The following is a 12489-nucleotide window of genomic DNA, read 5'->3' on the forward strand; positions in this document are numbered from 1 at the left end:
GCGCCTGACTTTCAGCGCTTCGCCGCGAACCAGATGACATGGCGCGGCCCCTTGCCATTGTCGCGCGCCTTGACCGCCACTTCATCGACCAGGAATCCCGCGTCGCGCAGGCGGCGGGTGAAGGCGGCATCGGGCGCGGCCGACCAGATGGCAAGGATGCCGCCGGGCCTTAACGCGCTTTTGGCGGCGGCAAGCCCGGCCGCGGAATAGAGCCGGTCATTGGCGGGGGTGGTCAGCCCGTCCGGGCCATTGTCGACGTCCAGCAGAATGGCGTCATAGCTGCCCCGCGCCGACGCGATCACGGCGGCGACATCGCCCTCGACCAGGTGGACGCGCGCGTCGTCCAGGCATCCTTCCGCCAGATCGGCCATCGGCCCGCGCGCCCAGGCGATGATCTGCGGCACCAGTTCAACCAGCGTGATGCGACCGCCCGGCCCCATGTTCGCCAGCGCGGCGCGCAGGGTGAAGCCCATGCCATAGCCGCCGATGAGCAGATGGGGATCACTCACCCGCTTCAGCCGGTCCAGCGTCATCACCGCCAGCGCTTTCTCCGAACCGCTCATCCGGCTGCTCATCAGCTCGTTGCCGTCCAGCACGATCATATGATCGCGCCCGCGCCGGTAGAGCTTCAATGGCTGGCCGCCCGGAACGGGAGCCGTGTCGATCAGTTCGCGGGGCTGCATGAGGTTCCTTCCTGTCGGCGCGGCATGGCAGCTTGTCGCGGCGCACGCAAACTTTCGCGGCACTGGCGCTTGGCGTCTTTGCCGCCTATCTGCCGGGCAGCACTCTTCCCACCCCCTTCCCTTAGCAGGCAGATTGTTCCGATGCGTTATTTCCTCGACACCGAATTCAACGGATTTGCGGGGGCGCTGATCAGCGTCGCGCTGGTGCCGGAATTTGGCGACGATGAATTTTACGTGTCCCTGCCTCTGGCGGAGGAGCCCCATGGCTGGGTGCAGCGCAATGTGATGCCCTATCTGCGTCATGTGCCGCCGGGTATCGACATGGAACTGGACCGGGTGGAAGCGGCGCATCATCTGGCCGACTATCTGGCGGGCGATCCCGATCCGGTGATCGTCGCCGACTGGCCGGAGGATTTGGCCCATTTCTGCGCGCTGCTGGTCACCGGCCCCGGACAGATGATCGACCTTAACGGATTGAAGCTGCAACTGGTCAACGCCGCCGGGTTCAGCGCCGCCGCCAACAGCCGGATACCGCATAATGCCCTGCATGATGCACGGGCGTTGCGGGACTTTTGTCTGGGGAATTGAGGGCTTAACATCGTCCCTGCCGAAGATGGCGAGGGGGACTGCCGCAGGCTGATCCAACGGAAAAAGGCGCGGCCTTCGCGATTATCCCTCCACCATCGGCCTCGCCGACGGTTCCCCTCCCCATGCTCCGCATAGGGAGGATTGAGTTGCCCATAACGGTCGAGGCCCGGTCCTGCTTGCGCAGGCCGGGCCCCATTCCCTCTCCAAACCGTCAGGCGATCAGCCGTCGTAGTCGCCGCCGATATTCTGGTTGCGCGGCGGCGCGGCGGCGGTCAGGCGCAGCGCCTCCGCCGACTGGGCGATCGATCCGATTTCGTCCGGCGTATCGTCGTCATCGATCTGCACCTTTTGCAGAGACGCGACGAGCGAATCATGAAGATCCGCCGGAAGGATGGTTTCTTCGGCGATTTCACGCAAAGCGACGACCGGATTCTTGTCGCGGTCGCGGTCCAGCGTCAGCTCGGCGCCGCCGGAAATCTCCCGCGCGCGCTGGGCGGCGAGCAGAACAAGATCAAAGCGGTTGGTAACCTTGTCGACGCAATCCTCGACGGTAACACGGGCCAAAGGGCGCTCCTGAACATGCAAATTCGTGAAATCTGCGCCTAACAGCCGTGATCGCCAGAGTCAACGAAAAGGCCATAAAGCCTTGGCATGGCGCGGTGAAAGGGAGCATGAGTGCGGCATGTCGACGAACAGGCGGATCGAAACATGCCGGGATGACGCCACCATCAGCCTGCCAATCCAGGGCAACCGGCTGACGGTCATCGAAACCGGCCCTGCCCTGCGCCAGGCGCTCATTGACCTGATCGACGGGGCGGCGCGGAATTTGAAGCTCTATTACTATATCTTCGCCGATGACGAGAGCGGCCGCATGGTGCGCGACCGGCTGATCGCGGCGCGCGAGCGCGGCGTCGCCGTGACGCTGATGATCGATGCCTTTGGTTCGGCCGACACGCCGCAGTCCTTCTTCGATCCCCTGGTGGCGGCGGGCGGTCGGTTCGGCCGGTTCGGCACGCGCCGGTCCACCCGCTACCTGATCCGCAACCATCAGAAAATGGCGATCGCCGACGACAAAAGGCTGCTGCTGGGCGGCTTCAATGTCGAGGATGATTATTTCGGCCTGCCGGAGGATGATGCCTGGGCGGACCTTGGCCTGCTGATCGACGGGCCGCACGTCAAGGCGATGACCCGCTGGTATGCGCAGCTGTGGCGCTGGGTGTCGAGCAAGGGCCAAAGCTTCCGCAGGCTGCGGCGGATGGTGCGCCACTGGCATCCAAGCCCGCGCCACGATCCGCGCGACCCCATGCGCTGGCTGGTCGGCGGCCCTACCCGGCGCCTCAGCCCCTGGGCGCAGGTGGTGAAGCATGACCTGGAACATGCGCGGCGGCTGGACATGGTGGAGGCCTATTTCTCCCCCGGCCGGGGCATGTTGAAGCGGATCGCCAGGGCCGCCCGGCGCGATGGCGCACGCCTCATCCTGCCGTCGCGATCGGACAATGGCGCGACCGTGGCGGCGGCGCGGCTGCTCTACGGCCCGCTGTTGAAGCGCGGCGTCGAGATATGGGAATATCAGTCCTGCAAGCTGCACATGAAACTGATCGTCATCGACGATACGGTGTTCATCGGATCGGCCAATTTCGACATGCGCAGCCTGTTCCTGAACCTGGAGATCATGCTGCGGATCGAGGACAAGGCGCTGGCGGCCGAAATGCGCGATTTCATCGACCGCCGGGTGACGGAAAGCCGGCGGATAACGCTGGAAAGCTACAAGGCCCAGCGCGGGCTGCTGACCCTGATCAAGCAATGGATCAGCTATTTTCTGGTCGGCGTGCTTGACTATACCGTCACCCGCCGCCTCAATTTCCGCGATCCGGACCCGGACTGACGGGCGGGGGAGGCAGTGGCCTCCCCTTCTCCTCACATCAGCGCGCGGAATAGACGCGCACCTGGCCGGTGCGATAGCCCTTTTCCTTCATTTCCTTGACATAATCATGCCGCGCGTCGGCCAGTTCGGTGCGATATTCGTCCCATGCGTCGCGCTCATCCTCCGCATCGGTCGCGGCGCGCAGGTCCTTCTTCAATTCTGTGCGGGCTTCATCGATATCGGTCTGATAGTCGAACCAGGCATTGTTCTCGACGCCCGCGATCGGCATCGTCAGCGTACCCCGGCTTTCCGCGCGGGCAAGCTCCTCCTCATAGCTGGCGCGCGCGCCATAGGGCGCGGCCATGGCGGCGGCGGGCAGCAGCGCGGACAGCGCGATGGCGCTCATGAAGATCGGACGGTTCATCGATCGTCTCCTTTCCTTTGCAAGCTCATGCCGGGGAAACGCCCCGCCATCCGCTTTGTGCATGAACGGCTGTGCAGAATGGACGAACCGAGCGCCCTGACCGGCAGGAGGAGCCGCCGGAAAGGCCTTCCTCCCCCTTTTACATGCGGATCGCGTTGCGGAACATGACGAAGGCGATGATCACCAGATAGATGCCGAATATCCGCTTCAACAGGCCAGCGGGCAGGCTGTGCGCGGCGGCGACGCCGAGCGGCGCGGTGAGGATCGACATCGACGCGATCGCCAGCGTCGCGGGCAGGTTGACATAACCCAGCGAGCCCCAGGGCAGTCCGCTTTCCTTAAGGCCGATCAGCGCGAAGCCGATGGCGCTGGGGATGGCGATCAGCGTGCCGATGCCGGACGCGGTCGCAATGGCGCGATGGATCGACCGGCCGCACAGCGTCATCACCATGATGGCGATAGTACCGCCGCCAATGCCCAGCAGCGCGGAAAAGGTGCCAAGCCCGCCCGCTATGCCGACCCGCGCGATGCCGGATGGCATCTCATCGCTGATCACCTTGCCGCCGACCTTGGGCAGCAGGAAATTGAGCGACATCAGGAAAACGCCAGCGGCGAAGATCATCGTCAGCACCCGGCCGTCCACATGGCCCGCCAGCAGCACGCCCACGCCATCGCCCAGGATGATCCACGGCGCCCAGGCCTTGAGCACCTCAAACTCCACAGCGCCGCGCTTTGCATGGGCCAGCAGGGAACGGATGGAGGTGACGATGATCGTCGCGGCCGACGTGCCGATCGCGACATGGGCGATGGCCTCATGCGTTCCACCCAGCAGCGGCAGGACGACGAACAGCGCAGGCACCACCACGAAGCCGCCGCCGATCCCGAAAATGCCCGCCGCAAAGCCCGCAAAGAGGCCAGCGCCCATCATCGCCACGACCGGCACCAGCCAGCTTGCAACATCCCCGTGCATCAGCGCCCCCCGCTGCGGACGGAGCGTGTGGAAGCGGGGCCGGCCAGGCCGTTCCCCCGGTAAGCGAAAGAAAATATGCGATCGTCCATGACCTGTTACCCGAACCCCTCTTCGGCGGATGCGCAGCTTGCAAAGGCAGGGGAATCGACCGTCCCCTGTCAGGCAAGACGAAGCAGGGCGGGGAACCCGCAAGGCGGACCGGCAATGTTTGGAAAGGCTGTCTCGCTCAGGCGATCGCCTGCTCCGCGGGGGTGTGGGGCAGGTCCAGCGCTTCGGCTACGGCGCGGTAGGTCACCTTGCCGTCCCAGACGTTGAGGCCATCAAGCAGCTGCGGATCGGCGCGCAAGGCTTCCTTCCAGCCCAGATCGGCGATCCGCAGCGCGTGGGGGAGCGTGACGTTGTTCAGCGCATAAGTGCTGGTGCGGGCCACCGCGCCCGGCATGTTGGCGACGCAATAATGGACGATGCCATCGACCACATAGGTGGGATCGGCATGGGTGGTGGGATGGCTGGTTTCGAAGCAGCCGCCCTGGTCGATGGCGACGTCGACCAGCACCGCGCCCTTCTTCATCGTCTTCAGCATCTCCGCCGATACGAGCTTTGGCGCGGCCGCTCCGGGGATCAGCACCGCGCCGATGACCAGATCCGCTTCGGCGACGCATTCGGCCAGGTTCGCGCGATTGGAAAAGCGCGTCTTCGCCCGCGCTTCGAAATAGATGCCGAGCCGTTCCAGCACTTCCGGGCTCCGGTCAAGAATGGTGACGTCCGCGCCCAGGCCAGCCGCCATCTGGGCCGCGTTGAAGCCCACCACGCCGCCGCCGATGACGCAGACTTTGGCCGGAAGAACGCCTGGCACCCCGCCCAGCAGGACGCCGCGCCCGCCATTGGCCTTTTCCAGCGCGGTCGCGCCCGCCTGGATCGACATGCGGCCTGCCACCTGGCTCATCGGCTTGAGCAGCGGCAGGCCGCCATGGCCATCCGTCACCGTCTCATAGGCGATGCAGGTCGCGCCCGAAGCGATAAGGTCGCGCGTCTGGCCGGGGTCGGGCGCGAGGTGAAGATAGGTATAAAGGATCTGGCCCGGCCGCAGCATCGCGCGCTCCTCAGGCTGCGGCTCCTTCACCTTGACGATCATCCCGGCGGCGGCGAACACCTCCCGCGCATCGGCGACGATCTCGCCCCCAGCGCGGGTATAGAGCGCATCATGCGCCCCGATCCCCTCGCCCGCCCCGCTTTCCACCAGCACGCGGTGACCATGGGCCGTCAGCTCATGCACGCTCTCCGGCGTCAAGCCGACACGATATTCGTGATTCTTGATCTCCCTGACGGTTCCTACGATCATGACGGTCCTTCCATCCTCGCGGTGTTGATGGCTTTGCCGAAGCGCGCTCAGCGGGCGCGGCGATCGCTCCGGCTCAACCCTGCGTACAGCATATTTGCCGTAACATAGTTGCTCCCGCCCGCAATTTCATCATCACTCGCCGCGAGATCGCGAGCGCTGTCAAAGAAACACAAGCATCCCCTTGCCTCCCGCCACCGCACAGGATAGGGAGCCGCCTTCCAGCGCATGCGGAGCGGTGGCCGAGTGGTCGAAGGCGCTCGCCTGGAAAGTGAGTATACGTCAAAAGCGTATCGAGGGTTCGAATCCCTCCCGCTCCGCCATTTCGGTATAAAACCGGGAACGTCGATTCCCGCCGATTTCCCTCCCTTGGCGGCTACCAGCGTCCTCAACAGGACGTTTTTGCTTCCTTTGATATAGATCGCGTCGTCTGCGACCTCGACGTGTTGGGCGAAGGCCCGGACGTGTTCCCGCCGATAGCCACCCTTTCCAAGCCGCAATCGGGTGCGTGCTTCGCTCGCCAGTTCCCGCACGGCTGCCCCGGTGAGGCGCTGATGGGTCGAGCTTGCGAGCATGGCTTCGATCCGCGTGGCATCGGCCCGCGCCTGATCCCGAAGCGCCGTGAGGCCCGCAATGCGCTCGCCAAGGGAGGACTCGGCTGGGTCGAGCGAACCGGCTTCAATGGCGTCGTAGAGGCGCTTGAGGCGGTTGTCGGCCTCGGCCGCGCGATGGTTTAACTCGGCGATATGCTGGCTGCGCCGCTCGACGCCTTCCTGCCGGCGATCCAGAAGCGAGGCGAGAATGTCTTCGATCCGCTCGGGGTCGAGTAGCCTTTCCTCGATATGCGTCACCACCATGCGGTCGAGCTTAGTCCCTGTCGTATCGGCCGAGCACCACGCCATCCGGGCCGAGCAAGCCGGCGCTGCGGATTTCCTTGTCCTCGGCCCATCGCGCCGATCCGTATGTGGCGACGTTGCGCGCTTCCCGCGCCCGGATGATCGACATGAAGATGGCGGCCGCGATGGCGAGGAAGCCGCCCGATACCGCGATGATGCCGCCCTCGACGAAGATCGCGGGCGCATAGGCGTCGAACGAAAACCACCACCAGAAGAAGGCGGGCGGATAATAAACCGGCAGTCCCGCCAGCTCGAACCATGGCGCTCCAAGCCGCGGCTGGAAGCCAAGGCGGAACGCCGTCCATTGCGTCGCTGCCCACACCATCACCAGAACGATGGTGAAGACGACAGCGATTTGACCCCAAAGGATTCGGCCTCCGCGCAATGCAGGCTCCAGTCGGCAAAAGAGACGGAGCCGATCAGAGAATAGGCGAAAGCGGGATGGGCAATAGGAAACAGGATGTGGGAGGGCTGCCGGATACTATCGGCGGCAAATAGGACGGATTCCCTTCACGCTATCCGGCCGAGTGGTCGCCGTCGCGCAACTGGCCGGACGAATCGGCCCAACGGTTCATCCGGCCTGCAAGGTTGAGCAGGTTGCGGAGCGTGGCGCTGCGATTGAACGGCGACCAGACAGCGGTAAAAGCAACCGGCTCTGGTTCATCCGCAAAAGGTAGGATGACGATTCCGGTCGTCGGCAGCAGCGCCGTGGCCGCGCCGACGATGGTGATGCCGAAGCCCTGTCCGACCATGGACAGCATTGTTCCACGCTCCACATCGAAGCGCAGGATCGACGGCGCGGGCCAGCGTCCCGCATGGCGCAGCACGATATGGTCGTGGACTTGCGGGCCAGTGCCGCCATAGCGGACAAGGAAAGTCTCGCCGGCCAGATCGGTCCATGTGATTGCCGACTGCGCGGCGAGGCGATGTTGTTCCGGCAGCACCGCCACCAGCGGTTCGGTCCAGATTGGGCGAGTATGGCAGTCGGGCAGATCGGGCGTGCCGGCGACAAACGCCACGTCCAGCCGGTCGGCGCGAAGCCGCATGACCGCATCGCGGGCCGTGCCTTCGGTTATCTCGACCTCGATGCCGGGATGGTCTTGCCGGTATCGCACGATCAGCTCAGCGAGGAAGCTGCCGGGGATCAGGGCATGGATGCCGATGCGCAGGCGTCCCCATTTCCCTGCTGCCGTCATGCTTGCGGTCTTCACTGCATGGTCGAGCTGATCGACGCCGGCAGCTATCCGCTCGACGAAGTGGCGTCCGGCCTCGGTCAGCCGGACGCCCCGAGCATGGCGCTCGAACAGGAGGACGCCAAGGTCTTCCTCCAGCGCCTTCACGCGGGCGCTGACGCTCGATTGCGCTACGCCGAGCGCGCTGGCGGCGTGGCGGAAGTTCAGATACTCGGCGACGGCCAGCGTCTGGATCAGCGATGCGAGGGGAATGCGCGAGCCCAGCGAGGTCGGCATTCCCCGTTGCCGACTATTAATTTGTGCTGATCGTCGTCGCACGTCATTAGTCCATCAGATTTCTCGACTACGAGGTAATCTTTGCGACGCTCAAACTGCGTTTGCTCGCAATTTTTCACGCCAATAAGATACTCTTTCCTTCAATTTCGATGCGCGTATGTAGGACGATTTTTCATCTTCCAGCTTTTCCAGAATCTCGAAGCTGAATTGTGCCTCGCCATGTCTGCGCCAAGCCTCAAGCAGTTCCTTGTGGGGGGTCATGCCCTGTCGCAGGGTGAACCATAAGCGGGTCTGTATGGTCTCGATGTCGGGCCATTGTCCGACCCACACTTCGCCAGACGCTTCACAGCGAACCAGATAGATTCCGCCAACGACCTTGCGTTCCTTGTAGGCAGCAATGGCTGCCTTGCGCGCCTCGCCCTTCATCCCGTCAGTCCTTTCAACCCGTTGCGATACGATGCGAGGATCGTCTCGCCGTCCAGAAGGATACTCTGGATCAATATTACACGGGTGTTATTGACGCAAGACTTTTGTCCGGGTATTAATCGTCGTGAAGCTTTGGTGTTATGCGCGTGTCCAACTCCCTCACAAAACCTTGCACGGCCTTTGGCGGCCAGCAGCGGCTGTTGTCCGGCCCACTGATCGAAGTGGCTCTCGCCGTCAAAGCGGCGGCAGAAAGAGACCCTTCGATGATGATCCTTGTCTTTGATGACACGACAGGCCGCGTCATTGATCTGGACCTGCGTGGCACCAAGGCTGACGTTATCGAGAAGCTATCCCGGCCACCTCAGACGTTTGCCGGGCGCTATCGGCCCCGACCAAGCGAGACGTCCGAACCCATGAAGGAGGTTTCTGAAACGAGAGGTCGAGGGCGGCCCAAATTGGGGGTCGTCTCGCGCGAGGTGACACTGTTGCCGAGACATTGGGAATGGCTGGCCGAACAGCCGGGCGGTGCATCCGCCGTTCTGAGAAGGCTGGTGGATGAAGCCCGGCGGAATGGCGGAACGCGACAGCAGCGCCGTGCCGCCCAAGAGACCACCTATCAGTTCATGCAGGCAATAGCCGGTGATTTGCCCGGCTATGAGGACGCGACCCGTGCACTCTTTGCTGATGATCGCTCCAGACTGGAGCAATGGATTGCAGCGTGGCCGGAAGACATTCGGTCGCATGTACTGCTTCTGGCGTTCGGCCCGAAGGATCATTCAAGCGACAGTATAAGTAATGGAAAGGAAGCGCCATGAGTGCGCCCACCAAGCCTCAATATCTCGAACCAACACAGAACGCCGGCAAACTTTTCGTCCAGCGCAATCTCGAAGGCAGCATCGTTATGCTGAACCTGCTGCGGTTTCGGCAGATTGCCGACTACTCAGCTCATCCAGAGATCGCGCCCGCTTTGCCGATCAGTGGTGCGGAAGCGTTCGATCAATATATCCGCCACACGCTCCCATTCTTGCATAACAGTGGTGGCGAACTCTTGTTGCTGGGCGCTGGCGGCCCCTTTTTGATCGGTCCAGAGGACGAGACGTGGGACATGGCGATGCTGGTTCGCCAAAGCAGCGTTGCGTCCTTTCTCGCCTTCGCCAGCCATGACGCTTACCTCGCCGGCATCGGACACCGCACGGCAGCGCTCGAAGACTCGCGACTTCTTCCCTTGAATGAACTCAAGTCTCCGGCTTGATCCGACCTAAGACCATGAACACTTTGCAAGCGAATGGCATCGAGCTAGCCTATGACAGCTTCGGCGACAAAGCCAACGAAGCGATCCTCCTGATCGCCGGGTTAGGCACGCAGATGATTCGATGGACGGGTCCGTTCTGCGAAGAACTGGCAGCGCGCGGCTACCGCGTGATCCGTTTTGACAACCGCGATGCTGGCTGTTCGACACATTTCAGCCAATGCCCTCCGCCGGATTTTAGCACGCTGGCGGCTACGCTCATGGCCGGACAACGACCGGACGTTCCCTATACCCTCTACGACATGGCTGCGGACGCAATCAGCCTGCTCGATGTTCTCTCCATTGATCGGGCGCATGTCGTCGGCCGGTCGATGGGCGGCATGGTCGCGCAGATCATGGCAAGCGAGCATCCAGAGCGGGTGCTGTCCCTGACCTCGATCATGTCGAGCACTGGCAATCCGGAACTTCCGCACGCCGCGCCCGACATATTGGCGATGATGACGCGCCCCGGGCCCAATCCCTTCTCCGACGAACCGGGATTTCTGGCGCATAGTCTTGCCTTCGCGCGCCGTATCTCCGGGTCCGAATACCCCTTTGACGGCGAGGTTCACCGTCGCCTCGTTTTGGAGGAAATCCAGCGCGCATATGACCCCGGCGGCACCGGGCGACAGATTGCGGCGATGGCCGTTACCGGCGACCGTCGTTCACGGCTGGCTGCCATCACGGCACCTGCGCTCATCGTGCATGGAACAGACGATCCGCTCATTCTGCCGGCCTGCGGCGAAGACACCGCCATTTCGATCCCACATGCGGACCTCATGCTTATCGACGGCATGGGGCATGATTTGCCGCCTGCGCTTTATCAGACGATTGCAGAGGCGATTGACCAAACGGCTCGGCGAGCCTCAACAATGGAAGCGCGCCCCTGAGTGTTCAGAGGCCCAATCCCCTCTGCCGGCCAAACTGCCACGATACCGACCCTCCCTGCACGACGCCCATGACCTCGCGGCCGAGCTGGCGGTCGATGACTGGCCGCCATGGGACAAGGGTGAATTCATGGGACTGCTCGACCACGGCGAACTTGCCGCTCGATAGCTGCACGGTGCCGGTGAACTTGCCGCTGACGTTTTCGCCGTCCGTGGCGGCGCGGAACGGCAGCGCCTTGTTCTCGGCCATCTCCGCGCCGACGCGGGCAACCTCGCGCTCGCGTAGGGTGGCGAGAAGATTGCGCCGATAGAAGATGCGGCCGTTCCGCGCTCGGGTGGCATCGCCCTGTTCGATGTGATGCTCGCGGCGCTGGTCCATCGCCTCGCGCACCTGCTGACCGAAGCCGGTCGGGGCAAGGTCGGCTTTCTCACCATGGATCAGCCGCCGGTCGAGCCAGGTCGCGCCATCCGAACCGATCTGCTTTTCCAGATCGACCGGGGACAGGACGCGAACGCTGGCCTGCCGGTCGCGGCCAGCATCATAGGCGGCAGCGCGGCTGACCAGATCATAGGGGATGCGCCATTGGTCGGCGTCGATCCGCTCGACGATCCCGGCGCGGCGTAGCGCCTCCAGCCGCCGAACATGGGCATCGACATAGCCCTCATAGTCGCCGCCGGGAACGCGGCCCTCGAATTTCGCCTGCTCCAGATGACGGCTCGGCCGATAGATGCCGTCCTCGGCAATGGTGGTGATGCTGCGGTCGGACGGCCGGGCCGTCACCTCTGCCGGGCCGAGCTGGACGACGCTGCCGATGCGGGCATCCTCCAGCCGCTCGGGCGCGATGCCGGCGATGTGGTGCGTGCGGCCGTCGATCCCGTCCACCACAACGGTCAGGTTCTCCCCCAGCTCGTCGGACAAGGGCAAGCGCTACGTCGACTACTGTGCGAGCCAGATTGGGCTGTTTTTCGCTGCCGCGAAGTCTCGTTTGCCGAACGATCGATGGACGACCTCCCGGACGATCCAGAATCGCCTTCTCACTCCTACGGTCGTCAACGGTCTCATCGGAGCCATGAGGCAGGCTCTGGATGCTGGGGTGGAGATGACATTCGAGAATCTGCGTGATCGGCTTGAAGGCTTGGAGAAGTTCCCTTTCGAAAAGTATCGGTCTAGCCAGTACACGGTGATGTCAACCGCGCTCTTCAATACCTTCTTTGCGTCCGACCAAGCACCTACGACGTGAATGACGCCGAACTGAGAGTATCCTTAGTAGGGAGGTTATGCTGGTCCAAGAAAGAAAAAATCCCGACCCGGCTATTCGTAGCGGGTACTCAACAAATCAGCCCGTCACTTTAGTAATAGCCGCCGTGGAAAAGGCGGGCGGTCATTTTGAGGTGTCAAAGGCTGCGTCACTGGCTCGCTACAACTGCATCGGCGGGGGGACATGACATTTTGCTGTTTGGGATGGGGCTCACTCATATGGAGACAGGAATCGCTACCGGTGAACGGAGAGTGGAAGACTGACGGTCCAACGCTCCCCGTCGAGTTCGCGCGCCAGTCCCACGATAAGCGCATCACTCTTGTGATCTGTGATGGCGCTCCCGCTGTCACTGAACCGCGCCGGGTTTGCCGGAGGCTGGTTGGTTTGAGTCACGCC

The 12489-nt window shown here is 63.2% G+C and carries 14 protein-coding genes, 1 tRNA gene and 1 pseudogene; 7 read left to right on the forward strand and 9 right to left on the reverse strand.

Features of this window, described 5'->3' with window-relative positions; translation table 11 throughout:
- Positions 1–11 precede the first annotated feature (11 nt).
- Positions 12–683 carry a spermidine synthase gene (locus ET21_RS0106045; RefSeq protein ID WP_030538953.1) on the reverse strand — a complete coding sequence of 224 codons (672 nt, stop codon included), beginning with the start codon at positions 681–683 and terminating at the stop codon, positions 12–14.
- Between the two features lie 141 nt (positions 684–824).
- On the opposite strand from ET21_RS0106045, the gene ET21_RS0106050 reads away from it, so the two are divergent.
- Positions 825–1271, forward strand: a complete 447-nt coding sequence (locus ET21_RS0106050; protein ID WP_021238150.1) for a hypothetical protein — start codon at positions 825–827, stop codon at positions 1269–1271.
- 219 nt (positions 1272–1490) lie between these two features.
- On the opposite strand, the gene rpoZ is transcribed toward ET21_RS0106050, so the two are convergent.
- Positions 1491–1835 carry a DNA-directed RNA polymerase subunit omega gene (gene rpoZ / locus ET21_RS0106055; protein ID WP_021238149.1) on the reverse strand — a complete coding sequence of 115 codons (345 nt, stop codon included), beginning with the start codon at positions 1833–1835 and terminating at the stop codon, positions 1491–1493.
- 118 nt (positions 1836–1953) lie between these two features.
- Here rpoZ and ET21_RS0106060 point away from each other — a divergent pair, with 118 nt between their 5' ends.
- Complete coding sequence (locus ET21_RS0106060; RefSeq protein WP_156029026.1) at positions 1954–3156, forward strand: phosphatidylserine/phosphatidylglycerophosphate/cardiolipin synthase family protein; 1203 nt, start codon at positions 1954–1956, stop codon at positions 3154–3156.
- A gap of 37 nt (positions 3157–3193) precedes the next feature.
- Here the strand turns inward: ET21_RS0106060 and ET21_RS0106065 are convergent, their stop codons facing one another.
- From ET21_RS0106065 to ald, 3 genes are all read right to left on the reverse strand, one after another.
- The gene (locus tag ET21_RS0106065; protein WP_021238147.1) at positions 3194–3559 is read right to left on the reverse strand and encodes a hypothetical protein; all 366 of its coding nucleotides are present in this window, start codon (positions 3557–3559) and stop codon (positions 3194–3196) included.
- 139 nt (positions 3560–3698) lie between these two features.
- Positions 3699–4529, reverse strand: coding sequence for a sulfite exporter TauE/SafE family protein (locus ET21_RS0106070; RefSeq protein ID WP_030538955.1), 831 nt, complete (start codon positions 4527–4529; stop codon positions 3699–3701).
- 226 nt (positions 4530–4755) lie between these two features.
- A complete protein-coding gene (ald, locus tag ET21_RS0106075) occupies positions 4756–5871 on the reverse strand; it encodes an alanine dehydrogenase (protein ID WP_030538956.1) in 1116 nt (371 codons plus the stop codon).
- Positions 5872–6100: 229 nt separating this feature from the next.
- Between ald and ET21_RS0106080 the strand changes: the two genes are divergently transcribed.
- Positions 6101–6191: transfer RNA gene (locus ET21_RS0106080), tRNA-Ser, on the forward strand.
- A gap of 141 nt (positions 6192–6332) precedes the next feature.
- Complete coding sequence (locus tag ET21_RS28095) at positions 6333–6605, forward strand: hypothetical protein (RefSeq protein WP_162604105.1); 273 nt, start codon at positions 6333–6335, stop codon at positions 6603–6605.
- Between the two features lie 133 nt (positions 6606–6738).
- Here the strand turns inward: ET21_RS28095 and ET21_RS0106095 are convergent.
- From ET21_RS0106095 to ET21_RS0106105, 3 genes and pseudogenes are all read right to left on the reverse strand, one after another.
- Positions 6739–7149 (reverse strand): annotated as a pseudogene (locus ET21_RS0106095) (conjugal transfer protein TraG); the annotation flags it as partial.
- 130 nt (positions 7150–7279) lie between these two features.
- Positions 7280–8233, reverse strand: a complete 954-nt coding sequence (locus ET21_RS0106100; RefSeq protein ID WP_030538959.1) for a LysR family transcriptional regulator — start codon at positions 8231–8233, stop codon at positions 7280–7282.
- A gap of 90 nt (positions 8234–8323) precedes the next feature.
- Entirely contained in the window at positions 8324–8659 is a 336-nt protein-coding gene (locus ET21_RS0106105) for a GIY-YIG nuclease family protein (protein ID WP_030538960.1), read from the reverse strand.
- A gap of 140 nt (positions 8660–8799) precedes the next feature.
- Between ET21_RS0106105 and ET21_RS0106110 the strand changes: the two genes are divergently transcribed.
- The 3 genes from ET21_RS0106110 to ET21_RS0106120 are packed head-to-tail and all read left to right on the forward strand — an operon-like array spanning position 8800 to position 10837.
- On the forward strand, positions 8800–9474 hold the full coding sequence (locus ET21_RS0106110; protein ID WP_037470374.1) for a DUF2239 family protein: 675 nt from the start codon (positions 8800–8802) through the stop codon (positions 9472–9474).
- Positions 9471–9911 carry a hypothetical protein gene (locus ET21_RS0106115; RefSeq protein ID WP_030538962.1) on the forward strand — a complete coding sequence of 147 codons (441 nt, stop codon included), beginning with the start codon at positions 9471–9473 and terminating at the stop codon, positions 9909–9911. The genes ET21_RS0106110 and ET21_RS0106115 overlap by 4 nt, the downstream gene beginning before the upstream one ends.
- 14 nt (positions 9912–9925) lie before the next feature.
- Positions 9926–10837, forward strand: a complete 912-nt coding sequence (locus ET21_RS0106120) for an alpha/beta fold hydrolase (RefSeq protein ID WP_030538963.1) — start codon at positions 9926–9928, stop codon at positions 10835–10837.
- Between the two features lie 4 nt (positions 10838–10841).
- Here ET21_RS0106120 and ET21_RS0106125 read toward each other — a convergent pair whose 3' ends face one another.
- Positions 10842–11759, reverse strand: coding sequence for a DUF3363 domain-containing protein (locus tag ET21_RS0106125; RefSeq protein ID WP_081856613.1), 918 nt, complete (start codon positions 11757–11759; stop codon positions 10842–10844).
- Between the last annotated feature and the right edge of the window lie 730 nt (positions 11760–12489).

The sequence above is a fragment of the Sphingobium sp. DC-2 genome (genome assembly GCF_000722555.1).
GTDB classification, from domain to species: domain Bacteria; phylum Pseudomonadota; class Alphaproteobacteria; order Sphingomonadales; family Sphingomonadaceae; genus Sphingobium; species Sphingobium quisquiliarum.

Bases quoted from the DNA above. Each gene is read 5' to 3' on its own strand.
- ET21_RS0106045 (WP_030538953.1), bottom strand. From the start codon at position 683: ATGCAGCCCCGCGAACTGATCGACACGGCTCCCGTTCCGGGCGGCCAG.
- ET21_RS0106050 (WP_021238150.1), top strand. From the start codon at position 825: ATGCGTTATTTCCTCGACACCGAATTCAACGGATTTGCGGGGGCGCTG.
- ET21_RS0106060 (WP_156029026.1), top strand. From the start codon at position 1,954: ATGTCGACGAACAGGCGGATCGAAACATGCCGGGATGACGCCACCATC.
- ET21_RS0106065 (WP_021238147.1), bottom strand. From the start codon at position 3,559: ATGAACCGTCCGATCTTCATGAGCGCCATCGCGCTGTCCGCGCTGCTG.
- ET21_RS0106070 (WP_030538955.1), bottom strand. From the start codon at position 4,529: ATGCACGGGGATGTTGCAAGCTGGCTGGTGCCGGTCGTGGCGATGATG.
- ald (WP_030538956.1), bottom strand. From the start codon at position 5,871: ATGATCGTAGGAACCGTCAGGGAGATCAAGAATCACGAATATCGTGTC.
- ET21_RS0106100 (WP_030538959.1), bottom strand. From the start codon at position 8,233: ATGCCGACCTCGCTGGGCTCGCGCATTCCCCTCGCATCGCTGATCCAG.
- ET21_RS0106105 (WP_030538960.1), bottom strand. From the start codon at position 8,659: ATGAAGGGCGAGGCGCGCAAGGCAGCCATTGCTGCCTACAAGGAACGC.
- ET21_RS0106110 (WP_037470374.1), top strand. From the start codon at position 8,800: ATGCGCGTGTCCAACTCCCTCACAAAACCTTGCACGGCCTTTGGCGGC.
- ET21_RS0106115 (WP_030538962.1), top strand. From the start codon at position 9,471: ATGAGTGCGCCCACCAAGCCTCAATATCTCGAACCAACACAGAACGCC.
- ET21_RS0106120 (WP_030538963.1), top strand. From the start codon at position 9,926: ATGAACACTTTGCAAGCGAATGGCATCGAGCTAGCCTATGACAGCTTC.